We start from the raw sequence: 23,370 nt of genomic DNA, 5'->3' as shown, positions 1-23,370 counted from the left end.
GCAGAGGGTGTGTGCTGATTGTGCAAACCAGTATTCAACTGGGATATGCTTCACATTACAAAATGCTGCCAAAGTCGCAAGCGAAATTAATCGATGATGGCCCGCCAATCAGAAATAGCGCTAATCATCATAATAACCATAGAGAGTTTCAGGGATAATTTTAATGAGTGAAATCATATCCGCGGCGGTTTTATTGATCCTGATAATGGATCCTCTGGGCAACCTGCCTATCTTCATGTCGGTGCTGAAGCACACCGAACCCAAACGCCGTCGGGCGATCATGATCCGCGAGCTGCTTATCGCGCTGCTGGTGATGTTCATCTTCCTGTTTGCCGGTGAGAAAATCCTCGCCTTCCTGAATCTGCGTGCCGAAACGGTTTCGATTTCCGGTGGGATTATCCTGTTCCTGATAGCGATTAAGATGATTTTCCCGAGCGCCGAAGGCAGCAGCAGCGGCCTGCCCGCGGGGGAAGAGCCGTTTATTGTGCCGCTGGCGATTCCCCTTGTCGCCGGACCGACGATTCTGGCAACGCTGATGCTGCTGTCGCATCAGTACCCCAATCAGATGAGCCATCTGGTGATTGCCTTGCTGATTGCCTGGGGCGGGACGTTTATCATTCTGCTGCAGTCGTCGTTGTTCCTGCGCCTGCTGGGTGAGAAAGGCGTAAACGCGCTGGAGCGCCTGATGGGGTTGATTCTGGTGATGATGGCAACGCAGATGTTCCTGGACGGGATCCGCGCGTGGATGAAGGGCTAGGTAAAAACAAAAAAGGACAACTCACGTTGTCCTTTTGCTTTTAGCCGGGTTTAACTCAGCAGCGTAAACGCAATCATCCCGACAATGGCACCCGTCGTGCCGAGGATGGTTTCCATCAGCGTCCAGGTTTTCAGGGTTTGCGCTTCGGTCGCACCGGTAAATTTACCGAACAGCCAGAAGCCGGCGTCGTTGACGTGTGACACCACAATCGAACCGCCCGCAATACAGATTGAGAGCGCGGCCATCTGGGCACCGGAGTAGTTAAGCTGTTCAATCACCGGCATCACCAGACCCACGGCGGTTAAACATGCCACCGTCGCAGAGCCCTGGATGATACGCACCGCCGCAGCCAGTACGAAACAGGTCACCGCAATGGGCAGCCCCATGCCGGTCAGGGCTTCGCCCAGCGCCGGACCCACGCCGGAATCCACCAGCACCTGTTTGAACACGCCGCCGGCACCGATCACCAGCAGAATGATACCCGCAGGCTGCAGCGCGTGGCCGCAGATTTCCATCACTTTGTCTTTCGGCATGCCCTGGCGCATCGCCAGGCCGTACATCGCCACCAGACACGCCACCAGGATCGCGGTGAACGGGTGGCCGATAAACTCAAACCATTCGTACGCGGTAGACCCCACCGGCACGAAACGCGCGGCGATGGTTTTCAGCCCCACCAGCACCAGCGGCAGCAGGATCAGCGCCAGGCTGAAACCGAAGGACGGCATTTTGCCTTCGCCAAGGTGCGGCTCGGTGACGTCATCCGGAATGTGAAGCTCAACGTAACGACTGATGAAGTTGCCCCACAGCGGGCCGGCAATAATCATTCCCGGGATCGCTGCACACAGGCCAATCAGGATCATCCAGCCAAAATCGGCGTGCATCTGAGAAGCCAGCAGCATCGGCGCAGGCCCAGGCAGCAGGAACGCCGCCGCAGCCGCCACGCCCGCAAACAGCGGAATCACCAGCTTCACGAGGTTAGTTCCGGTATGGCGCGCCATCGAGAACGCCACGCTAATCAGCAGCACCACGGCCACTTCGAAGAACAGCGGCAGCGCACAAATCAGACCGGCGAGGCCAATAGCGTAGTGCGCACGGCTGTGTCCGAAGGATTTGAGCATTTTGACGGCAATCTGGTCGACTGCGCCCGTCTCATGCAGGATCTTGCCAAACATCGCGCCCAGCGCGACCACAATGGCCAGGAAACCCAGCGTGCCTCCCATCCCTTTTTCCATCGTCGCTGCGATCTTATCGAGCGGCATACCGGAAAAGAGACCTGCACCAATAGACACCACCATTAAGGCAACGAAAGCATGCATACGCGCTTTCATCACTAAAAACAGCAGCAGCAATACGGAACCAACTGCTGTTAAAACTAGCGTTAATGTACTCAAAACTTACTGCCTTTTATTAATGACCTCGATGGTGCTGGCAACAACACCCTCCAGTGACTGATCGATATCAACCACTAAGACGTCTTTCTCATCGTCACCCGGCTCCTGCAACGCTTCGAACTGCGTCACCAGCATCTGGGTTTTGAAGAAGTGGCCTTTACGCGCCTTCAGACGGCTCTCAATCACCTCGAAATCGCCTTTCAGGTAGATGAAAGAGAGGTTCGGGTTGCCGTCACGCAGCAGGTCGCGGTAGGTTTTTTTCAGCGCGGAGCAGACGATCAGGGAGACCTTGTTGGTACGCTGCATCGCGAACGCGGCGTCATTCAGCGCCTGCAACCACGGTTTGCGGTCGTCATCGTTCAGCGGCTCGCCGGAGGCCATTTTCATGATATTGCTGCGCGGATGGAGGAAGTCGCCATCAAGAAACGCCGCATGAAGTTGATGCGCCACTTCGCTGGCCACGGCAGATTTACCGCTACCGGAAACGCCCATCAGGACGTAAACGTGGTGATCATGATTAGTCGTGCTCAAAGGGTGTCCCTCAGTCAATTGTTACGGGTAACAGTTATCGGTAACATTGTCCTGCCGGGGCAAAAGAGAAGCAATATCCAAACGTGCGCGAAGTGAATAAGTGTGACCCACTTCAAATTTGTCAGCTTAAATAGATCCACCCGGTGACAAGGTGAAACCTAAATCTAACATTTTCGGCGTCACCGTCTCGCCACGTATGCGCGCCAGCAGGCGTTCTGCGCCAATACGGCCCATACGTTCACGCGGTGTCAGGACGCTCGCCAGACGGGGTTCCATCACCTGGCCGATGTCGTGGCCGTGGAAACCGGCAATCGCCATATCTTCGGGGATCTTCAGCCCCAGACGCTGGCATTCGAACGCTGCACCGACCGCAAGGTCATCGTTGGTACAGAAAATACCGTCCAGTTGCGGATACTCGCGTCGTGCCTGACGCATCAGCTCAATACCCGACGTATAGGATGAAGACTGCTCAACCATCACGCTGTACGGTGTTAAACCGGCGTCGAGCATTGCCTGCTCGTATCCCTTCTGTTTGATGATAGTACGTTCATCCAGACGTGCACCCAGGTAGGCAATATGCCGATGGCCGCGGGCGATGATGGCCGCCGTCATCTGGCGTGCCGCTTCGAAGTTATCAAAGCCCACCGCAATATCGAGACACGGCGACTGGCTGTCCATCAGCTCCACCACCGGAATGCCTGCCACTTCAATCATTTTTAGCGTACGGGGGGTGTGAGTACGTTCGGTTAAAATCAGACCGTCGATGTTCCAGGAGAGCATGGACTCAAGACGTTCTTCTTCCAGTTCCGGCTTGTACCCATAGTGAGCGAGCATGGTCTGATAGCCAAAGGCATCGGTCACGCTTTCAATGCCGCGCAACACCTCGGCAAAAACCTGGTTGGTTAAGGAAGGCAGGAGGACGCCAACCGCGCGGCTGGTCGCATTCGAAAGAATATCGGGGGCGCGGTTAGGGATATACCCCAGTTCATCGAGGGCAGCGGCAATCTTGCCACGCAACGCCACGGAAACCTGCTCCGGGTTACGTAAAAACCGGCTGACCGTCATTTTGGTCACACCGACGCGATCGGCTACATCCTGAAGTACGGGGCGTTTCTTTTTCATCGTCCTGAGAAATCGTAAGTGATAGATTTGCTCAGTTTATCACGGACAAAGCCCATCCTTCCCCTGTCAAAGGGAAGGATGGGCATTTATTTATGATTTATTACACCGGTGGCAGATCAAACAGCAGAATTTCGCTTTCACTGTCGGCATGCACGGACAGTGCCTGCTCATCCCAGATTGCCAGACCATCCGCCGTGGTAGCTTTCGTGCCGTTAATAGACACCTCGCCTTTCACCACCTGGATCCAGACGCGGCGGTTAGCGGCAATCTGATGGACAGACTGTTCGTCTTTTGCCAGCGCCCAGCGGTACAGTTCCATATCCTGGTGCACTTTCAGCGAACCGTCACGCGCATCCGGAGAGAGCACCAGCTGTTTGCCCTGTTTAGCATCAAAGCGGCGCTGTTCGTAGCGCGGGGTGATGCCGGTTTCTTCCGGAATGATCCAGATTTGATACAGGTGCAGTTTTTCCGTTTTGCTTGGGTTGTATTCAGAGTGACGCACCCCGGTACCCGCACTCATAATCTGGAACTCGCCCGCCGGAACCTGCTCTTTGTTGCCCATGCTGTCCTGGTGCTCAACCGCCCCTTCCAGCACATACGTCAGGATTTCCATGTCTTTGTGCGGGTGGGTACCGAAGCCCTGGCCTGCATCAATCACGTCATCGTTAATGACGCGCAGTGCGGAGAAGCCCATAAAGTTCGGGTCGTAGTAGTCAGCAAACGAGAATGAATGCCATGAGTCCAGCCAGCCATGATTCGCGTGACCACGTTCGTTTGCTTTGCGTAAGTAGATCATTGTTTCACCCTCAGTTCGTTTCGATGGAGTAAGTGTGGACGCAAACGGCCTGGGATCATAGAGGGTGAAAATTGACTCCTCTGTTCAAAAATTTAGAACAAGCAAAGAGGAGTCATGTTTTCTTATCTGGCGAGGGTTATCGTGGCAGGAGAGGCCTGTTCGAAGGCCCGTTCAAGGAGTTCGAGATTGGTCATAACTTCAGATTCCTTGACGTAATTGGGCGCACCGTTAGTCAGGGTCTCATACAGCGCATCGTAAACGCGTCCGTAGTCACCCGCTTCGGGTTTCACGTCCTCTCTAACGGTGATGCCCTCTGCGTTGACGTACTCCAGCACGCCCACGGAGTCATCCGCCGCAAACCCCGGGTCGCCGGGCATAATGTTCGCCTTCAGGCTGGTCTCCTGCTGGTCGATACCGTACTTGATAAACGAGCCTCGGGTGCCGTGAACGATAAATTTCGGGTAGTCAATTTTCACCAGATGGCTGGTTTTGACGATGGCTTTCAGGTCGCCGTAAAACAGCTGGGCTTCGAAGGTGTCATCCGGATTGGCTTTGTTGCGCAGGCTGCGGATATCGTACGCCATGTGGTCCGGTCGGCCAAACAGAGAGATGATTTGATCGAGCGTATGCACGCCCAGACCATAGAATGAGCCATCCTGCGGCAGGCCGGGATGCGTTTCGGCCACCGGACGGTAGTAATCAAAGTGGCTTTCAATCTCGACGATGTCACCCAGTTTACCGCTCTCAATCACTTTTTTTGCCGTCAGGAAGCAGCTGTCAAAGCGGCGGTTTTGGTACGGCGTGACGGTCAGCCCTTTGCGCTTCGCCAGGTCAAACAACGTTTTCGCCTCTGCCATTGTCGGGGTAAACGGCTTTTCCACCAGCACGTTTTTGCCCGCCTCCAGCGCGCGTTTTGCGTACTCGAAATGGCTGTCAGCATGGGTACAGACAATCACCAGTTTGACCTGCGGATCGTTGAGGACCTCATCAAGATCGCAGGTGAAATGAATATGGGAGTACTGGGGAGACTGCTCTTCCGGCTTCGCGCGACGCCGGTAGATATGGGCAACGTGCCAGCTGTCTTTGCGGTTGAGAACATACGGAAGGTGGTAACGCGTGGTGCTTTTGCCAAATCCAATAAATGCGCAATGTAATGTCATGGCTCAGTCCTTTTTAAGGTTACTGAGTGCAACCATAGCGCAAGTTTTGCCCTCACCCCAGCCCTCTTCCATGGGGAGCGGGCGAAAAAAGACAAAAAAAAGCCAGCGTAAAGCTGGCTAAAGTAATACTGGAAGCAATGTGAGCAATGTCGTGCTTTCAGGTTCCCGTAGGGGTCTTCCTGAACGCAGAGCAATAATAATCATTCTCATTCGCACTTGTCCAATCTTTTTTGCAAAAATTAGCAGTTGACTCAAATTTTAATCTCACTGATGTTGGAATGGACGTTTAACTGACTGAGGATGAAGGAATGAGTGAGATTGTGATACGCCATATCGAAGCCCGCGATGCAGAAGCGCTACGTGACATTATGTCGCATCCTGGGGTGTATCACGACACGCTACAACTTCCCCATCCCTCAATGGATATGTGGCATGACCGGGTCGCGACGAAACCGGGAAGACGGCATCTCGTCGCCTGTCTGGACCAGCGAGTGGTTGGCCATATGGCACTCGATGTGATGGAAAATCCCCGCCGCAGCCACGTTGCAACGTTCGGCATTAGCGTGGCCGCTGATGTACAGGGACGCGGTGTGGGTCGTGCGCTCATGCGCGAAATGGTCAATCTCTGCGACAACTGGTTGCGCATTGAACGCATTGAGCTCACGGTTTTTGCGGATAACCCTGCGGCACTGGCGCTGTATAAGAAGTTTGGGTTTGAAATCGAAGGGACCGGCAGGAACTTCGCCCTGCGTAACGGCGACTATGTGGACGCGTATTACATGGCGCGGCTGAAGTGATAAATTGCCCGGTAACGCGACGCTTACCGGGCAATAAAATCAGAACCCCGCCGTCAAATCATCCACCGAACGCGGATCCGAGGCCCCAAACAGCGTGCCGTCCGGGCCGACCATAATGCTCTGGGTGCTGCCCATTGCCTCTTTCAGCGCCACCTTCTGCCCGCGCTGCTCCAGCAGTTTTAAGGTGTCCGGGCTAAAGCCCTTCTCAACGCGCAACTCATCCGGCAGCCACTGATGATGGAAACGTGGTGCGTTCGTCGCTTCGGCGACATTCATTCCAAAGTCGATGCTGTTCACCACCATCTGCAGCACCGTGGTGATAATACGGCTGCCGCCAGGGCTGCCTGTCACCAGCCAGGTTTTACCGTCTTTGACCACGATGGTAGGCGACATGGACGACAGCGGACGCTTCTTCGGTCCGACCGCATTCGCATCCCCACCCACCAGCCCGTAGACGTTCGGCACGCCCGGTTTGGCCGAGAAGTCATCCATCTCGTTATTGAGCAGAATCCCGCTATTGCCTGCCACGATGCCTGTACCAAAGGTGGTGTTGAGGGTATAGGTCACCGCCACCGCGTTACCGTCTTTATCCACCACCGAGAAGTGGGTGGTCTGGTTGCTCTCATACGGTGCCAGCTTGCCCGGGCGGATCTCGCTCGACGGTTTGGCCTTGTTGATGTCAATCTCATCAGCAATCGATTTGGCATAGGCTTTATTGGTCAGCGCCTGCCACGGCACCTTCACGAAGTCCGGGTCGCCCAGGTATTCTGAACGGTCGGCGTAGGCGCGTTTTTCCGCCTCTGCCATCACCTGCATGGCATCCGCACTGCCGAAGCCGAACTTGTGCATATCGAAGTTTTCAAGAATGTTGAGGATCTGCACGATGTGAATGCCGCCGGAAGACGGCGGTGGCATCGAGAAAACGTCATAGCCGCGATAGCTTCCGTGAATCGGCTCACGCTCGACGGCCTTGTACTCCGCGAGATCCGCTTTGGTGATAAGCCCACCGTTCTTTTGCATCTCTTCGGCAATCTGATCGGCAATCGCCCCTTTATAGAACGCATCCGGGCCGTGCTCCGCAATCAGCTCCAGACTTTTCGCCAGGTTCTTCTGCACCAGCTTATCGCCCTTCTTCAGCGGTTCACCGTCTTTCCAGAAGATAGCCTTGCTGTTTTCGTGATTCGGAATCACTTCGCTGCCATAGGTTTTAAGATCGTCAGCCAGGGCGTCATTCACCACAAAACCTTCGCGGGCGAGCTTAATCGCAGGCTGTACCACGTTGTTGAGCGGCAGGGTGCCATATTTTTCCAGCGCCAGGGAGAAGCCTGCGACGGTGCCCGGCGTACCGGAGGCGAGATGCGAGGTCAGGGATTTTTTGCTGTCCGGGTTGCCTTGATCGTCAAGGAACATATCGCGGGAAGCCTGTCCGGGGGCCATCTCACGGAAGTCGATGGCGGTGGTTTTGCCGTCTTTGGTCCGCAGCATCATAAAGCCGCCGCCGCCCAGGTTCCCCGCCTGCGGATGCGTCACCGCCAGCGCATAGCCCACCGCGACTGCCGCATCCACCGCATTACCGCCCTGCCGGAGAATATCGACGCCCACTTTCGTTGCCAGCGCATCCACCGACGCCACCATACCCTGCGTTGCCCGCACGGGATGAAAAACATCTTCCTCCACGCCGTACGAAACTGGCGGAGCCGCTGGCGGGTTGGCCGCCACGCTAAATGTGCCGCCTGCCATCAGCGCGGCGATCGCTATCCAGCGCAAAAACGTTGGTTTCATCATTATTGTTCTCCAGGTGAAGAGGGCCATATTCCCCGCTTAAGCCTGGTTCACAACTCCTAAAAAATCATCGTCATGGTGAAATCAGGGTAAACTTAAAAGAAGCCTCAAAAGAAGGAGATGACAATGAAACGCTTACTGATTCTTACGGCGCTGCTTCCGTTTGCCGCGCTCGCACAGCCACTCAATACGATGAACAACCCGAACCAGCAGGGCTACGTCATTCCAAGCCAGCAGCGTATGCAAACGGAAATGATGAGCCAACAGCAACAGCAGAAAGGGATGCTAAACCAGCAGTTGAAAACGCAGACCCAGATGCAGCAGCAAAGCCTGCAAAACCAGATGAACACCAACACCCAGCGCATACAGCAGGGTCAGGTGCGTGAGCAGCCGCTGCCTAACCCGAACGGCGGGATGCTGGGCGGGATGACCTCGTCGGGCAGCGGACAGCAGCATATGCTGCCGTCCCAGTCACCGTCGAATGGCGGGATGCTTAATTCTTCGCAGAATTAAAGTTCGGGCCGATCACGTCAATCGCATCGGTACAGATACTGTCCACCCCCCAGCGCAGCAGCTCCGCCGCGCGCTGGGGTTTGTTGACGGTATAGACCAGGATATGCAGCCCCGCCTCTTTCAACATTTTTACCCGCGCCTCATCCAGCAGCGCGTGGTTCAGGTGAATCGACACACACCCTAAACGGCTGGTCAGCTCACGCCAGTCATCACGCCACGTGTCGAGCAGCAGTCCGCGCGGCAACGCCGGAACGGACGCCTGCGCCGCCTCCAGGGCATCAATGTCAAACGACGACAGCAGGGGTGGCGTCATGCCCTCCCACAGCTCACGCGCGGCCAGCGCAATGACTTTACCTGTGAGCGGCCCGGTGCCGGTGGTTGGTTTGATTTCGATATTGGCCATCATGCCGTGCAGGCGACAGCGGTCGGCCACTTCTGCCAGCAGCGGCAGCGGCTCGCCTTTGAACGCGCTGCTGTACCAGCTTCCGGCGTCGACGTTCAGCAGATCGCGCCACGGCAGGTCTCCCGCCACGCCCCAGCCATTGCTGGTGCGTTCGAGGTTGTCATCATGCAGAAGGAAAATCTCGCCGTCTTTCGATAGCTTGGCGTCGAACTCGATCATCGTGTGACCGTAATGCGCGCCCATATCGATAGCCGCCAGTGTGTTTTCCGGCGCCAGTTTACCGCCGCCCCGGTGGGCGACGATGTGGGGATAAGGCCAGTTACTCATATACGTTGTCCTGTTTCACCGTCGAATACGTGCAGGTGATTTTCCGGCAGATGCAGCCACAGCGTGCTGCCTGCTTTAGGGCGCTCCTGATGGGCCAGACGCACCACCATTTTTTGTTCACCCCAACGTCCGTGCGCCAGGTTGTCAGCCCCCAGCATCTCCAGCGTGTCCATGACCAGCGGCACGCCGCCTTCCGCCTGTGAGGTTAACCCAATATGTTCCGGGCGGATACCGAGCGTCATCTTACGCCCGGCATAGCCACGATAGTACCCGTTTACGGGCAGCGCCATCCCACTTTCCAGCTCAAAGTGCGTACCGGCACTGCTGATCCGCCCTTCCAGCAGGTTCATCGCCGGACTGCCAATAAAGCTCGCCACAAAGCGGGAGGCCGGTTTCTCGTATACCTCCACCGGGGTGCCAATCTGTTCGGCGACGCCTTTGTTCATCACCATCACGCGCTGGGCGAGGGTCATCGCTTCCACCTGATCGTGCGTCACATACAGGGAGGTGGTTTTCAGACGACGGTGCAGCTGCTGCAGCTCAAGGCGCATCTGCACGCGCAGCTTGGCATCAAGGTTTGAGAGCGGCTCGTCGAACAGGAACACCGCAGGGTCACGCACAATGGCGCGCCCCATCGCCACGCGTTGGCGCTGTCCGCCGGACAGTTCACGCGGACGACGCTTGAGCAGGCCATCCAGCTCCAGAATACGCGCCGCCTCTTTCACGCGCTCATCGATATGGCTTTTGCCCATCCCGCGGATTTTCAGCCCCCAGGCCATGTTCTCTTCCACGCTCATGTGCGGGTAAAGGGCGTAGTTCTGAAACACCATCGCGATGCCCCGGTCCTTCGGCTCCATCTCGGTCACGCGCTGGCGATCGATCCAGATATCGCCGCTGGTCACACGTTCAAGCCCGGCAACCATGCGCAGCAGCGTTGATTTGCCGCAGCCTGACGGGCCAACCATCACGATAAATTCCCCGTCCGCCACGTCGAGCGTTAACGGCTGAATGACCTGGGTTTTGTTGTCCCAGCTTTTGGTCACTGCCTGTAATTTTAAACCTGCCATCTTATTTCTCACTGTCCACTAAACCACGCACGAACGCACGTTGCATGGCTAAAACGATAACGACCGGGGGGATAAGGGTGAGCAGCATCGCCGCCATCACCTGATTCCAGAGCGTGGTGCCTTCACCGGTGGCGATCATGCCTTTGATGCCCGCCACGGCGGTGCCAAGATTGACGTCCTGAATAATCAGCAGCGGCCACAGATACTGGTTCCAGCCGTAGATAAAGGTGATGACAAACAGCGCCGCAAGGTTGGTTTTCGACAGCGGCAGCACGATGTCACGGAAGAAGCGCATCGGCGAGGCACCGTCAATACGCGCGGCCTCAATCAGCTCGTCCGGCAGGGTCATAAAGAACTGGCGGAACAGGAAGGTGGCGGTGGCCGAGGCCATCAGCGGCAGGGTTAAACCTGCGTAGCTGTCCAGCATCTTCAGGTTGGCGATCACTTCCACCGTCGGGAAGATACGCACTTCGACCGGCAGCATCAGGGTGATGAAGATCATCCAGAAGAACAGGTTACGCAGGGGAAAGCGGAACCAGACGATGGCGAAGGCCGAGAGCATCGACACCGTGATTTTGCCCACCGTAATACCGAACGCCATGATGAAGCTGTTCAGCATCATCAGCCAGAATGGCGCGCTGTTAGCGCCCACGCCCTGGGTCCAGATGGTTTTCATGTTTTCGAAAAGATGCCCGCCTGGGATCAACGTCATCGGCGTATCAAACACCGCTTTGGTGTCCAGCGTGGCGGCAACGAAGGCCACGTACAGCGGGAACAGAATAACGATGATGCCCAAAATCAGCATGGTGTGGCTGAACATCGTCAGCCCGCGACGGTTCTCGATCATTGGTAGCGCACCTTACTTTCGACATAACGGAACTGCACTACCGTGAGAAGGATGACGAGGAACATCAGCACGACCGACTGGGCGGCGGATGCCGAGAGATCCAGACCGGCAAAGCCTTCGCGATAGATCTTATAGATAAGCGTCGTCGTGGCCTGCACCGGGCCACCGGCCGTGGCGGCGTCGATCACCGGGAAGGTGTCGAAGAAGGCGTAAACCAGGTTGACCACCAGCAGAAAGAAACTCACCGGGGCAATCAGCGGCAGTGACAGCCTAAAGAAACGACGGACCGGCCCTGCACCATCAATCGCCGCGGCTTCAACCAGCGAGCGCGGAATAGACTGCAGCGCAGCAAAGAAGAACAGGAAGTTGTAGCTGATCTGTTTCCACACCGACGCGAAGACCACCAGGAACATCGCCTGACCGCTGTTCTGGGCGTGGTTCCAGTCGTAGCCGAACTCCGCCAGGAAATGGGTAATCAGCCCGCGCCCTGGGTTAAACAGGAAGATCCACAGCACGGCGGCGACGGCAGGCGCCACGGCGTAAGGTAGCAGCATCAGCGTCTGATACAGACGGCTGCCGCGCACCACGTAATCCACCAGCGCCGCGAAAAAGAGCGATGCGACAAGGCCGCTGACAGTGACCAGCGCGCTGAACTTCATGGTCGTCCAGAAGGCGTCGAGGTAATAGCTGTCATGGAACAGCGCGGTAAAGTTGTCCAGCCCGACAAACTGGCTGGAAAGCCCAAACGGATCGACGCTTTGTACCGAGTACCAGAGCGCCTCGCCCGCAGGCCAGATAAAGAAGATAACGGTGATGACCAGCTGCGGCGCGACCAGCAAATACGGCAGCCAGCGCGAACGGAACACCGGACGGGATGAGGACATAGTTTAGCTCAGCGTAGGTAGCCCTCATCCCAGCCCTTCCCACAGGGAGAGGGACAGGATGAGGGTAAAATGATTAAGACTTTGTTGATTGCTCAAAGCGGCGCAGCAGCTGATTACCGCGCTCTACCGCAGAATCCAGCGCCTGCTGTGGGGTTTTCTTCCCGGTCCACACGCTTTCCAGCTCTTCATCTACGATGGTACGGATCTGCGGCATGTTCCCCAGACGCAGGCCTTTGGTGAACGGCAATGGCGGCTTGTTGAGCATCTGACGCGTCGCGATATCCGCGCCCGGGTTTTTGCTGTAGAAGCCCTGCTCGCGGGTCAGGTCATACGCGGCCGTGGTGATAGGCAGGTAGCCGGTTTTCTGATGCCATTCGGCGGCATTCTCTGGCTTCGCCAGGAAGTCGAGGAACTCGGCCACGCCCTTGTAGGTGCCCTTGTCTTTGCCCTGCATGACCCACAGGCTCGCCCCACCGATGATGGCGTTCTGCGGTGCACCTTTCACGTCAGCGTCGTAAGGCATCATGCCTACGCCGTAGTTGAATTTTGCGTAATGACGGATATCCGCCAGAGAGCCGGAAGAGGCGGTCGTAATCGCACAGTCACCGTTGTAGAACTTCTCGGTGGATTCGTCTTTACGCCCGAAGTAGCTGAAATCGCCCTTCTTGTTGAGATCGGCAAGCAGAGCGATGTGCTTCACCTGCTCTGGCTTGTTGAACGCCAGTACCGCGTCGGTGCCGTCGAAGCCGTTGTTTTTGGTGGCCACCGGCAGGCCGTGCCAGGCGCTGAAGTTTTCAATCTGGATCCAGCCCTGCCAGCCGCTGGCGTAGCCGCACTTCATCCCCGCCGCTTTCAGCTTAGCGGTGTACGCCGCCAGATCCTGCCAGGTTTTTGGCGGTTGTTCCGGATCTAAACCGGCTTTCCTGAAGGCGTCTTTGTTGTAGTACAGCACCGGCGTGGAGCTGTTAAACGGCTGAGACAACAGATGACCGGTTTTGGAATCGGTGTAGTAACCCGCCACGGTCGGCACGAACTGCGATTCGTCGAAGTTGATACCTGCGTCTTTAAACACTTCGTAGACCGGTTTAATGGCTTTAGAGGCCATCATGGTCGCAGTACCGACTTCGTAAACCTGAAGCAGCGCAGGTGCATTACCGGTACGGAAAGCGGCAATGCCCGCGCTCAGGCTCTGCTCGTAGTTACCTTTGTACACCGGCACAATTTTGTAATCCGGATGGGTGTCGTTGAAACGCTGCGCCAGGGAGTCAACTTCTTTACCCAACTCCCCTTCCATGGAATGCCAGAACGGAATGGTGGTGACAGCCATTGCGTTCGCCGCAAAAGTCAGCCCCATTGCCAGACCCAAAGCTGTGTGTCGTAACGATGTCATTGTCATCTCTCTTATTGTGCCGGATGCGCGATATCACGCGTTTTTATGCTCGCGAGGTAACATGACATGCTCGAATGACAGAAAAATAACTGTTTCTTTACAGTGAGATGACAACAAAACGTCAGGCGGATGATGGTTGTGTGAAGGCGGTTGGGGTAAGTTCGGTGCGGTCTGGTACCCTGCATGAAAAAAGGCAACTGACGTTGCCTTTTTGCTTTTGCTTTTATCTAGCCGCCGAGATAGGCGCTTCGCACCGCTTCGTTTGCCAGCAGCGCGTCGCCGGTATCGGAGAGCACCACGTGGCCGTTTTCCAGCACGTAGCCGCGGTCGGCGAGCTTCAGCGCCTGGTTGGCGTTCTGTTCGACGAGGAAGATGGTCATCCCCTCTTTACGCAGCTGTTCGATGGTGTCGAAGATCTGCTGAATGATGATCGGCGCAAGACCGAGCGACGGTTCATCCAGCAGCAGCAAACGCGGCTGGCTCATCAGCGCGCGGCCAATCGCCAGCATCTGCTGTTCACCACCGGACATCGTGCCGGCCCGCTGAATACGGCGCTCCCACAAACGCGGAAACAGCTCATAGACCCATTTGATGCGGGACTGGTACTGGTCGCGGTCAGCAAAGAAGCCGCCCATCGCAAGGTTCTCTTCCACCGTCATGCGTGAGAAGACGCGACGCCCTTCCGGGACAATCGCTACCGCTTCACGCATGATTCTGGCGGTTTGCCAGTCGGTAATATCTTTGCCATCAAAGACAATCCGCCCGCTGGTGGCGCGCGGGTCGCCGCACAGGGTGCCGAGCAGCGTGGTTTTACCCGCACCGTTCGCGCCAATCAGGGTGACGATTTCGCCCTGATTGATATGCAGGCTGACATCGTGCAGCGCCTGTATCTTGCCGTAGTGAGCATTAACCTTGTCGAACGTTAACATCGCTTTTTCCATCTTATGCCTCACCCAGGTATGCACGGATCACGTCCGGGTTGTTGCGGATCTCTTCCGGCGTCCCGTTTGCCAGCGGCATGCCCTGGTTTACCACGTAGATACGGTCAGAAATGCCCATCACCAGCTTCATATCATGCTCAATCAGCAGGATGGTGGTGTCATGATGATCGCGCAATTCGGCAATCAACTCGTCCAGCTCTTTGGTCTCTTTCGGGTTAAGCCCTGCCGCCGGTTCATCGAGCATCAGGATTTCTGGCTGCGTCACCATGCAGCGCACGATCTCCAGACGACGCTGGTCACCGTAGGCCAGGTTGCTGGCCTGACGGTTCGCATGCTGCAGCAGGCCGATACGGTCGAGCCAGGTGGCGGCGCGGTCGAGCGCTTCATCCTGAGCACGGCGGAAGGCCGGGGTTTTCAGCAGGCCAGAGAAAAGGCCGGTTTTGAGCTGCAGGTGTTGCGCCACCAGCAGGTTCTCTATCACCGTCATCTCGCGGAACAGACGCACGTGCTGGAAGGTACGCACCACCCCCATGCGGGCAATCTGCTGGCCCGGAAGCCCTTCCAGATGCTGGTCGCGCAGCTTGATGGTGCCACCCGTCGGCTTGTAGAAACCGGTCAGGCAGTTAAAGACCGTGGTTTTCCCCGCGCCGTTAGGGCCAATCAGGGAGACAATCTCTTTCTTGTGCAGATCCAGATTCACGTTGTTGACGGCCAGCAGGCCGCCAAAACGCATCATCAGGCCGTTAACGGATAATAATGGCTGGCTCATGCCTGCTCTCCTTTCGCTTGCCCGTTTTTCAGCTTCAGCTGTGGACGGGTCATCGGCAGCAAGCCCTGCGGACGCCAGATCATCATCAGCACCATCAAACCACCCAGCATCAGCATGCTGTATTCGTTAAAGTCGCGCATCAGCTCACGGGAGACCACCAGCAGAATGGCCGCCAGAATAACGGCAAACTGCGAGCCCATACCGCCGAGCACCACAATCGCCAGTACAAAGGCAGATTCAGCAAAGGTGAACGATTCGGGGCTGACAAAGCCCTGACGCGCGGCAAACAGCGTACCGGCAAAACCGGCAAACGCGGCGCTGATGGTAAACGCGGTCAACTTGATGCGGGTCGGGTTGAGGCCCAGTGAACGGCAGGCGATTTCATCTTCACGCAGCGCTTCCCACGCACGGCCCAGCGGCATACGCAGCAGACGGTTAATCACGAACAGGGTAAGCACCACCAGCAGCAGCGCCACCAGGTAGAGCCAAATCACCCGGTCGGACGGATCGTACTTCACGCCAAAGAAGTTGCTGAAGGTATCCCAGCCCCCTTCGCGAGCCGTACGGCTGAACTCCAGACCAAAGAAGGTCGGTTTCGGGATCTGGCTGATCCCGTTCGGGCCGCCGGTCACTTCGGTGTTGTTGAGCAGCAGGATACGCACGATTTCGCCGAAGCCTAAGGTCACAATCGCCAGATAGTCACCGCGCAGGCGTAAGACCGGGAAGCCCAGCAGGAAGCCCGCCGCGGCGGAGACCAGGCCCGCCAGCGGCAGACAGGTCCAGAAGCCGAGACCGTAATAGTGGTTCAGCAGCGCGAAGGTATAGGCCCCGATGGCGTAGAAACCACCGTAGCCCAGCACCAGCAGGCCAGACAGCCCCACCACCACGTTCAGGCCCAGACCGAGGATCACGTAGATCATGGTCAGGGTCGCGATATCGACCGTACCGCGAGAAACCACAAACGGCCACGCCACCGCAGCCACCAGCAGCGCCACGAAGAACAGCTTCTGCTTAACGGTTGAGCCGTCGAGAGCCGGCAGGACGAATTTCGGACCGGAGACACTTTTCAGCGTCTTCTGGAACACAGGACGCAGCATCTGGAACAGAAACACGACCGCGGTGCCAATGAATATCCACTGCCAGCGAATGTCGGCGGCGGTATCCACCACCAGTTTTGTGCCGTCCAGCTCTAACTGGACGCCCATAAAGACGCCTGCCAGCACGAAGAACATGGCGGCTGAGAGGAGCGCCATTGCGAAATGCATCGGTTTCATACTTTCTCTACCTCCGGACGACCCAGAATACCGGTAGGCATTACCAGCAGAACCAGAATCAGCAGGGCAAACGACACCACATCTTTATATTCCGTACTCAGATACGCGGAGGAGAGCGCTTCGGCCACGCCCAGGATCAGGCCACCAATCATCGCGCCAGGAATACTGCCGATACCGCCAAGGACCGCCGCGGTGAAAGCTTTCATCCCGGCCATAAAACCGATGTACGGGTTGATAACGCCGTAGAACTGCCCCAGCAGGACACCCGCGACCGCCGCCATCGCTGCCCCAATCACAAAGGTCAGGGCGATAACGCGGTCGGTATTGATGCCAAGCAGGCTCGCCATCTTCAGATCTTCTGCGCAGGCACGGCAGGCGCGTCCCATACGCGAGTAGCGGATAAAGACCGTCAGGGCGAGCATCGCAACGAAGGTCACCACCCAGATCACCAGCTGCATGGTGGTGATAGAGGCAGAGAAGTTCTCGCTGGCACCGACCACCCACTGACCGTTGAACAGGCTTGGCAGCGCCACGTCGCGCGAGCCTTCCGTCAGGCTGACGTAGTTTTGCAGGAAGATCGACATCCCGATGGCGGAGATCAGCGCAATCAGCCGTTTGGAGCTACGCACCGGCCGGTACGCCACGCGTTCAATGCTCCAGCCATAGGCGCTGGCAATCACAATCGCGCCGACAAACCCGGCGGCGACCAGCAGCCAGCTGCTGTCGATACCCATCATCATCAGGGCGGCGATAATCATAAAGGAGACATAGCTACCGATCATGTAGACCTCGCCGTGGGCGAAGTTAATCATGCCGATAATGCCGTAAACCATCGTGTAGCCGATGGCGATCAGCGCGTAGGTGCTTCCCAGCGTGACGCCGTTAAACATCTGCTGCAGGAAATAGAGAAACTGCTCGGACATATGCAAACCTTTTTATACCCGCCCGGCGGTCCGGGCGGTGGGATAATTATTTGGCGACCGAGGACGAACCGTCGGCGTGCCACTTAAAGACACCAAACTCAAATCCCTTCAGATCGCCTTTCTCATCCCAGTTCAGCGGCCCAATCACGGTGTTCGCCCCGTGTGCTTTTAAATCTTTCACCAGATCCAGCGGTTCTTTGCTGCCGGTGCGATCCAGCGCGGTTGCCAGAGACTGCACCGCCGCGTAGGTGATCCAGACGTACGGACCACTTGGATCTTTCTTCTGCGCCTTGAGCGCGTCTACGATAGCCTTGTTCGCAGGATCCTGGTCATAGCGTTTTGGCATCGTCACCAGCATGCCTTCGCCTGCGTCCCCGGCGATGTTCGACAGGGAGGCGTTACCGACGCCTTCTGGCCCCATAAACTGGGTTTTCAGCCCGACCGAACGCGCCTGACGCAGCATCTGACCCATTTCCGGGTAGTAGCCGCCGTAGTAAACAAAATCGATATTCTCTTTTTGCAGGCGGGCGATCAGCGCGGAGAAATCTTTCTCGCCAGCGGTGATGCCATCAAAGAAGACGATATTCGCGCCGCCTTTTTTCAGCCCGTCCTGAACGGAACGCGCCAGGCCTTCGCCGTACTGCTGTTTGTCATGAATAATGGCGATGCGCGTCGGCTTGACGGTGTCGAGGATGTATCGGGCGGCGGTTGGTCCCTGAGACGAGTCCAGACCGGCAGTACGCATGATGTGCTGATAACCGCGCTGAGTCAGTTCAGGGTTGGTTGCGCCCGGGGTTATCATCAGAATGCCTTCGTCTTCGTAGATATCAGACGCAGGCTGGGTGGACGACGAGCACAGGTGGCCAATCACGTACTGAATACCATCGTTCACGATTTTGTTAGCAACCGCGACGGCCTGTTTGGGATCGCAGGCGTCGTCATATTCCACGCCAACCAGCTTGTCGCCTTTGATGCCGCCTTTGGCGTTGATGTCTTTGATTGCCTGGCGAGCACCGTTGAACTCCATGTCCCCCCACTGGGCAACAGGACCGGACATCGCACCCACTACAGCAACCTTAATATCTTCCGCCATGGCTGCATGCGAAATCGCCAATGCAACCATCCCCGCGATTAACGTCTTCGCGTTCCTTTTCATCTCTGAATCCCCATTCGTGATGTCGTGTATATATTTTGTTTTATTATGGTTAAAAAGCATTCTGTACTTTTAATGCACAACGCTATTTTTACCAGCGCCTTTAATGGTTTAGCGCAGTTTTTTCATAAAAACCAGACTAAAATCTCTATTTTTCAGGCGATTAAGCAAAGATAATATTCTGAAACAAGGCAGAGATAAACAAATAAAATTGCAGTTTGCAGCATAAAATAACGGTACAAAGCGCCGAATAATTCACTGCCATTCAGGTTAAAATTCTGCTTATTTTTCGATCCATGTGTTTTCAAACTGCCCTTCGCGCTGCCAAAAAACTAATCACCTGGTGAGCCGGGATAAAAAGAGGAAGCCGCTGAGGGAATAAATTGAGTACACTGCCCCTACTCAATTTGATTTGGACAAGCAGCTAATGAAACTGACTATCGTGCGTCTGGTGACCTTTAGCGACCAGGATCATATCGACCTGGGCAAGATCTGGCCGGAATATTCCCCTTCGTCGCTCCGTGTCGATGAGACACACCGCATCTACGCCGCGCGCTTTAACGAGCGTCTGCTCGCCGCGGTTCGCGTGACGCTGAGCGGCACCGAAGGGGCGCTGGACTCACTGCGCGTACGTGACGTGACCCGTCGTCGCGGTGTGGGGCAGTATTTAATTGAAGAGATAATCCGTGAAAACCCGAACGTCACCTCCTGGTGGATGGCCGACGTGGGCGTGGAAGACCGCGGCGTGATGGCGGCGTTTATGCAGGCGTTAGGGTTTACGGCGCAGGAAAACGGGTGGGAGAAACGTCAGGTTTGCTGAATGCCGCCTGATGCCCTCACCCCGCCCCTCTCCCACAGGAGAGGGTGCAAATACTAAAACGGCAACCGAAAGGTTGCCGTTTGCTTTTATTTGGCGTCGGTCGCCGTTCCGTTAGCATGCCAGTCAAACACGCCGAACTCGAAGCCTTTCAGATCGCCCTTCGCATCCCAGGAAAGCGGACCCATCACGGTATCGACAGAGTTGGCTTTCAGCCAGGTGGCAATCTCAGCCGGATCGGCTGACTGGTTCAGACCCGCCTGCAGAGACTGCAGCGCAGCGTAGGTGGTCCAGACGAACGCGCCGCTTGGATCCTGTTTCTTCGCCTTGATGGCATCTACGATCGGTTTGTTCGCAGGCACCTGGTCGTAGTTCTTCGGTTTGGTCACCAGCAGGCCTTCAGCAGACTCACCGGCGATGTTAGACAGGGAAACGTTCGCAACCCCTTCCGGACCCATAAACTGGGTTTTCAGACCGGCCGCACGTGCCTGACGCAGGATCTGGCCCATTTCAGGGTGATAGCCACCGTAGTAAACGAAATCAATATTCTCTTTCTTCAGACGCGCCACCAGAGTGGAGAAGTCTTTCTCACCGGCGGTGATACCGTCGAAGAAGACCACATTGGCATTGCCTTTCTTCAGACCATCCTGCACGGCACGCGCCAGACCTTCACCGTACTGCTGTTTGTCGTGAACAATCGCGATACGCTTCGGCTTCACGTTGTCCAGAATGTATTTTGCCGCGGTTGGGCCCTGGTCTGAATCCAGACCGGTGGTACGCAGGGTCAGCTTATAGCCACGTGCGGTCAGCTCCGGCGCCGTTGCAGCCGGGGTGATCATCAGAATGCCTTCGTCTTCGTAGATATCAGACGCGGGCTGCGTGGAAGAGGAGCACAGGTGACCGATAACGTATTTGATTCCGTCGTTCACCACTTTGTTCGCCACGGCAACCGCTTGTTTCGGGTCACAGGCATCATCATATTTTACGATCTGCAGTTTTTCGCCCTTGATGCCGCCCTTAGCATTAATGTCTGCAACCGCCTGTTCTGCGCCGGTAAATTCCTGGTCGCCGTACTGTGCTACCGGACCGGACATCGCGCCCACGACAGCCACTTTAATATCGGCCTGTGCCATCGTGCTGAATGCCAACGCAATACATCCTGCCAGTAACGCTTTACCCTTCATATTCATCCTGAGATTCCCCATTATTATGGTTATTACGATTGTCGTGATGTTGTTGTGTAGCGCTTTATTTCAGTTATAGGTATGACAGTCGCGCTTTTTCAGCATACTCTGCTAAAACATACCCCATTTTTATGATTTTGGAATAGCTAATTTGAAATGAATATATGATAAGCCCGGCAGGGATCACCGCCGGGCCAGGGCTTTAACGTGTCAGCGACGCGGAGATAATATCCAGCGCTTTACGGAACTGAACTTCGGGGATGGTAAGCGGATAGAGGAAACGGATAACGTTGCCGTACACGCCGCAGCTCAGCAGCAATAGACCTTCCTGTAACGCAAGCTCCTGGACCTGACGCGTGAATTCCGGCGACGGCAGCCCGGTTTGCGGGTCGTTAAACTCCACCGCCACCATTGAACCCTGGGCACGGATATCGGCAATAAACGGACAGTCGCCCTTCGCTTTGTTCAGCACTTCCACCAGATGATGGCCAAGATGCGCCGCGCGCGTGCAGAGATCCTCTTCATCAATCACATCCAGCACGGCATGGGCTGCGGCAATCGCCAGCGGGTTGCCGGCGTAAGTCCCGCCCAGCCCGCCAGGTGCGGGGGCATCCATCACCTCCGCCCGGCCAGAGACCGCCGAGAGCGGCATCCCGCCGGCCAGGCTTTTCGCCATGGTGATCAGATCCGGCTTCACGCAATGGTGTTCCATCGAGAACAGCTTGCCGGTTCGCGCAAAGCCACTTTGCACTTCATCGGCAATCAGCAAAATTCCGTGCGTATCGCACAGTTCGCGCAGGGCCTGCATAAAATCGGCGGGGGCAATGTTGAATCCCCCCTCCCCCTGAACCGGTTCCAGGATAATGGCCGCCACCTGGTCCGGCGCAATGTCGGCTTTGAAGATGCGTTCGAGGCTTTTTAACGCTTCTGCCGTGCTGACGCCGTACAGATCATTTGGATAGTGTGCGTGATAAACCGATCCGGGAAACGGACCGAAACCGAGTTTGTACGGCGCCACTTTCCCCGTCAACGCCATCGTCATAAAGGTACGGCCGTGGAAGGCACCGCCAAAGGCGATCAGGCCAGGGCGACGGGTATACGCGCGGGCAATTTTTACCGCGTTTTCGACCGCCTCTGCTCCCGTAGAGAAGAAGGCCGTTTTGGCAGGCCCATCAACGGGTACACGTTGGTTGATACGCTCGGCAAGCGCCACATAGCCTTCGTACGGGACAATCTGATATGCCGTATGGGTAAATGCGTGGAGTTGTTTTTCGATGGCGGCAATGACTTTTGGATGCCGATGGCCGGTATTCAGCACCGCAATCCCGGCGGCGAAGTCGATATACTCGTTACCCTCGACGTCCCACACCGTGGCATTTTCGGCTTTATCGGCGTAGAAGTTACACATCACGCCGATACCGCGCGGCGTCGCCTGCAAACGCCGGTCATTCAGTTCACTGTTTTTCACCCTGTCCCCCTGAGAAAGTCACCTGCTTAGCGCATCTGTAAGTGTTTGCCAGGGGGAGGGAATTCGCCAGAGCGGGAGATAAAAAAACAAAACCCCCGAATTTGCATTCGAGGGTTATCGGGGACATCGCGGAAATTACGCTTCGATAGCGGCGCGAAGTTTTTTCATGGCGTTCTTTTCAAGCTGACGCACACGTTCAGCGGAGACGCCGTAGCGATCGGCCAGCTCCTGCAGCGTGGACTTGTTGTCTTCGTCCAGCCAGCGGGCGCGGATAATATCCTGGCTACGTTCGTCGAGGCCTTCCATTGCTGAAGTCAGCTTGTTCGCGGCCTGATCTTCCCAGTTATCCTCTTCAATGCCGTCAGCAAAGTTAGAGGTTTTATCCTGCAGATACAGAACCGGTGCCATTGGCTGGCTGTCAGAGCCGTCGTCGTCGGAGGACATATCGAAGGTCATGTCCTGCGCGGCCATACGGGATTCCATCTCACGCACGTCTTTGCTGGATACGCCCAGCTCGCGCGCCACCATTTCAACTTCATCCTGATTGAACCAGCCCAGACGCTGCTTGGTTTTACGCAGGTTGAAGAACAGTTTACGTTGCGCTTTTGTCGTGGCGACTTTCACGATACGCCAGTTGCGCAGCACGTATTCATGAATTTCTGCTTTGATCCAGTGCACGGCGAAGGAGACCAGTCGCACACCCACTTCCGGGTTGAAGCGACGTACAGCCTTCATCAGACCGATGTTACCTTCCTGAATCAAGTCCGCCTGCGGCAGGCCATAGCCCGCATAATTACGAGCAATGTGAACAACAAAGCGCAGGTGAGACAGGATCAGCTTTTTCGCTGCTTCCAGATCGCCCTGGTAATGCAGCTTTTCAGCAAGCTCCTTTTCTTCCTCGGCCGTTAACATCGGCCAGGTGTTCGCAGCCCGGATATAAGATTCCAGGTTACCAACAGGGGCTAAAGCTAAAGTTTGCATTTCTTTGGTCATTCATTCCTCTCAATGTTTCTTCTGGTCCAGGCTGTCCCCATCAGGCAACAACCATGCCAAAGCGTTTGAGCCACGAGATTA

The 23,370-nt window shown here is 56.2% G+C and carries 23 protein-coding genes; 4 read left to right on the top strand and 19 right to left on the bottom strand.

The genetic code is table 11. The features are described from left to right. Positions 1-163: 163 nt before the first annotated feature. Positions 164-757 carry an NAAT family transporter YhgN gene (yhgN, locus tag QE396_RS18550; RefSeq protein ID WP_003861574.1) on the top strand — a complete coding sequence of 198 codons (594 nt, stop codon included), beginning with the start codon at positions 164-166 and terminating at the stop codon, positions 755-757. A 50-nt stretch (positions 758-807) separates the two neighbouring features. Here the strand turns inward: yhgN and gntU are convergent, their stop codons facing one another. The 5 genes from gntU to QE396_RS18525 form a co-directional block, all read right to left on the bottom strand. After that, on the bottom strand, positions 808-2,148 hold the full coding sequence (gene gntU / locus QE396_RS18545; RefSeq protein WP_014171987.1) for a gluconate transporter: 1,341 nt from the start codon (positions 2,146-2,148) through the stop codon (positions 808-810). Positions 2,149-2,151: 3 nt separating this feature from the next. Next, positions 2,152-2,679 (bottom strand): gluconokinase, encoded by a 528-nt coding sequence (gntK, locus tag QE396_RS18540; protein ID WP_020884556.1) that lies wholly within the window; start codon positions 2,677-2,679, stop codon positions 2,152-2,154. A 126-nt stretch (positions 2,680-2,805) separates the two neighbouring features. Continuing rightward, positions 2,806-3,801, bottom strand: a complete 996-nt coding sequence (gntR, locus tag QE396_RS18535) for a gluconate operon transcriptional repressor GntR (protein WP_014171989.1) — start codon at positions 3,799-3,801, stop codon at positions 2,806-2,808. 100 nt (positions 3,802-3,901) lie between these two features. Beyond that, positions 3,902-4,597 (bottom strand): pirin family protein, encoded by a 696-nt coding sequence (locus QE396_RS18530; RefSeq protein ID WP_014171990.1) that lies wholly within the window; start codon positions 4,595-4,597, stop codon positions 3,902-3,904. A 122-nt stretch (positions 4,598-4,719) separates the two neighbouring features. Continuing rightward, the gene (locus tag QE396_RS18525; RefSeq protein WP_020884555.1) at positions 4,720-5,757 is read right to left on the bottom strand and encodes an oxidoreductase; all 1,038 of its coding nucleotides are present in this window, start codon (positions 5,755-5,757) and stop codon (positions 4,720-4,722) included. Between the two features lie 308 nt (positions 5,758-6,065). Between QE396_RS18525 and yhhY the strand changes: the two genes are divergently transcribed. Next, positions 6,066-6,554: an N-acetyltransferase gene (gene yhhY, locus QE396_RS18520; protein WP_014171992.1), complete on the top strand. Its 489-nt coding sequence runs from the start codon at positions 6,066-6,068 to the stop codon at positions 6,552-6,554. A gap of 39 nt (positions 6,555-6,593) precedes the next feature. Here the strand turns inward: yhhY and ggt are convergent, their stop codons facing one another. Then, on the bottom strand, positions 6,594-8,336 hold the full coding sequence (ggt, locus tag QE396_RS18515; RefSeq protein ID WP_044866049.1) for a gamma-glutamyltransferase: 1,743 nt from the start codon (positions 8,334-8,336) through the stop codon (positions 6,594-6,596). Between the two features lie 126 nt (positions 8,337-8,462). On the opposite strand from ggt, the gene QE396_RS18510 reads away from it, so the two are divergent. Next, positions 8,463-8,849: a DUF2756 family protein gene (locus QE396_RS18510; RefSeq protein WP_020884553.1), complete on the top strand. Its 387-nt coding sequence runs from the start codon at positions 8,463-8,465 to the stop codon at positions 8,847-8,849. On the opposite strand, the gene ugpQ is transcribed toward QE396_RS18510, so the two are convergent. The 10 genes from ugpQ to livK form a co-directional block, all read right to left on the bottom strand. Beyond that, positions 8,830-9,579, bottom strand: a complete 750-nt coding sequence (gene ugpQ, locus QE396_RS18505; protein WP_309951986.1) for a glycerophosphodiester phosphodiesterase — start codon at positions 9,577-9,579, stop codon at positions 8,830-8,832. The two genes, QE396_RS18510 and ugpQ, sit on opposite strands and share 20 nt — an antisense overlap. Then, positions 9,576-10,646 carry a sn-glycerol-3-phosphate import ATP-binding protein UgpC gene (locus tag QE396_RS18500; protein ID WP_020884551.1) on the bottom strand — a complete coding sequence of 357 codons (1,071 nt, stop codon included), beginning with the start codon at positions 10,644-10,646 and terminating at the stop codon, positions 9,576-9,578. Before QE396_RS18500 ends, ugpQ begins: the two co-directional genes overlap by 4 nt. A gap of 1 nt (position 10,647) precedes the next feature. Further along, the gene (gene ugpE / locus QE396_RS18495) at positions 10,648-11,493 is read right to left on the bottom strand and encodes a sn-glycerol-3-phosphate ABC transporter permease UgpE (protein ID WP_014171997.1); all 846 of its coding nucleotides are present in this window, start codon (positions 11,491-11,493) and stop codon (positions 10,648-10,650) included. Continuing rightward, positions 11,490-12,377 (bottom strand): sn-glycerol-3-phosphate ABC transporter permease UgpA, encoded by an 888-nt coding sequence (gene ugpA, locus QE396_RS18490; protein WP_014171998.1) that lies wholly within the window; start codon positions 12,375-12,377, stop codon positions 11,490-11,492. The genes ugpE and ugpA overlap by 4 nt, the downstream gene beginning before the upstream one ends. A gap of 73 nt (positions 12,378-12,450) precedes the next feature. Beyond that, positions 12,451-13,767 carry a sn-glycerol-3-phosphate ABC transporter substrate-binding protein UgpB gene (gene ugpB, locus QE396_RS18485; protein ID WP_020884550.1) on the bottom strand — a complete coding sequence of 439 codons (1,317 nt, stop codon included), beginning with the start codon at positions 13,765-13,767 and terminating at the stop codon, positions 12,451-12,453. Positions 13,768-13,994: 227 nt separating this feature from the next. Further along, entirely contained in the window at positions 13,995-14,708 is a 714-nt protein-coding gene (gene livF / locus QE396_RS18480; RefSeq protein WP_020884549.1) for a high-affinity branched-chain amino acid ABC transporter ATP-binding protein LivF, read from the bottom strand. 1 nt (position 14,709) lies between these two features. Then, a complete protein-coding gene (gene livG, locus QE396_RS18475) occupies positions 14,710-15,477 on the bottom strand; it encodes a high-affinity branched-chain amino acid ABC transporter ATP-binding protein LivG (protein WP_020884548.1) in 768 nt (255 codons plus the stop codon). Then, on the bottom strand, positions 15,474-16,751 hold the full coding sequence (gene livM, locus QE396_RS18470; protein WP_014172003.1) for a branched chain amino acid ABC transporter permease LivM: 1,278 nt from the start codon (positions 16,749-16,751) through the stop codon (positions 15,474-15,476). The genes livG and livM overlap by 4 nt, the downstream gene beginning before the upstream one ends. Beyond that, positions 16,748-17,674, bottom strand: coding sequence for a high-affinity branched-chain amino acid ABC transporter permease LivH (gene livH, locus QE396_RS18465; RefSeq protein ID WP_020884547.1), 927 nt, complete (start codon positions 17,672-17,674; stop codon positions 16,748-16,750). Before livH ends, livM begins: the two co-directional genes overlap by 4 nt. A gap of 46 nt (positions 17,675-17,720) precedes the next feature. Beyond that, positions 17,721-18,830 carry a high-affinity branched-chain amino acid ABC transporter substrate-binding protein LivK gene (gene livK, locus QE396_RS18460; protein WP_020884546.1) on the bottom strand — a complete coding sequence of 370 codons (1,110 nt, stop codon included), beginning with the start codon at positions 18,828-18,830 and terminating at the stop codon, positions 17,721-17,723. Positions 18,831-19,254: 424 nt separating this feature from the next. Here livK and panM point away from each other — a divergent pair, with 424 nt between their 5' ends. Further along, positions 19,255-19,647: an aspartate 1-decarboxylase autocleavage activator PanM gene (panM, locus tag QE396_RS18455; RefSeq protein WP_020884545.1), complete on the top strand. Its 393-nt coding sequence runs from the start codon at positions 19,255-19,257 to the stop codon at positions 19,645-19,647. A gap of 86 nt (positions 19,648-19,733) precedes the next feature. On the opposite strand, the gene livJ is transcribed toward panM, so the two are convergent. The 3 genes from livJ to rpoH all read right to left on the bottom strand — a co-directional run bounded on the left by livJ (position 19,734) and on the right by rpoH (position 23,289). Then, entirely contained in the window at positions 19,734-20,834 is a 1,101-nt protein-coding gene (gene livJ / locus QE396_RS18450) for a branched chain amino acid ABC transporter substrate-binding protein LivJ (protein ID WP_072126534.1), read from the bottom strand. 196 nt (positions 20,835-21,030) lie between these two features. Beyond that, entirely contained in the window at positions 21,031-22,296 is a 1,266-nt protein-coding gene (locus QE396_RS18445; protein WP_020884543.1) for a 4-aminobutyrate--2-oxoglutarate transaminase, read from the bottom strand. A 135-nt stretch (positions 22,297-22,431) separates the two neighbouring features. Continuing rightward, on the bottom strand, positions 22,432-23,289 hold the full coding sequence (gene rpoH / locus QE396_RS18440; RefSeq protein WP_014172011.1) for an RNA polymerase sigma factor RpoH: 858 nt from the start codon (positions 23,287-23,289) through the stop codon (positions 22,432-22,434). Positions 23,290-23,370 lie beyond the last annotated feature (81 nt).

Source organism: Enterobacter sp. SORGH_AS_0287 (assembly GCF_031453695.1).
Taxonomy (GTDB): Bacteria; Pseudomonadota; Gammaproteobacteria; order Enterobacterales; family Enterobacteriaceae; genus Enterobacter; species Enterobacter ludwigii.
The sequence above is the reverse complement of the archived record's forward strand: the minus strand, read 5'-3'. Positions and strand labels throughout refer to the sequence as shown.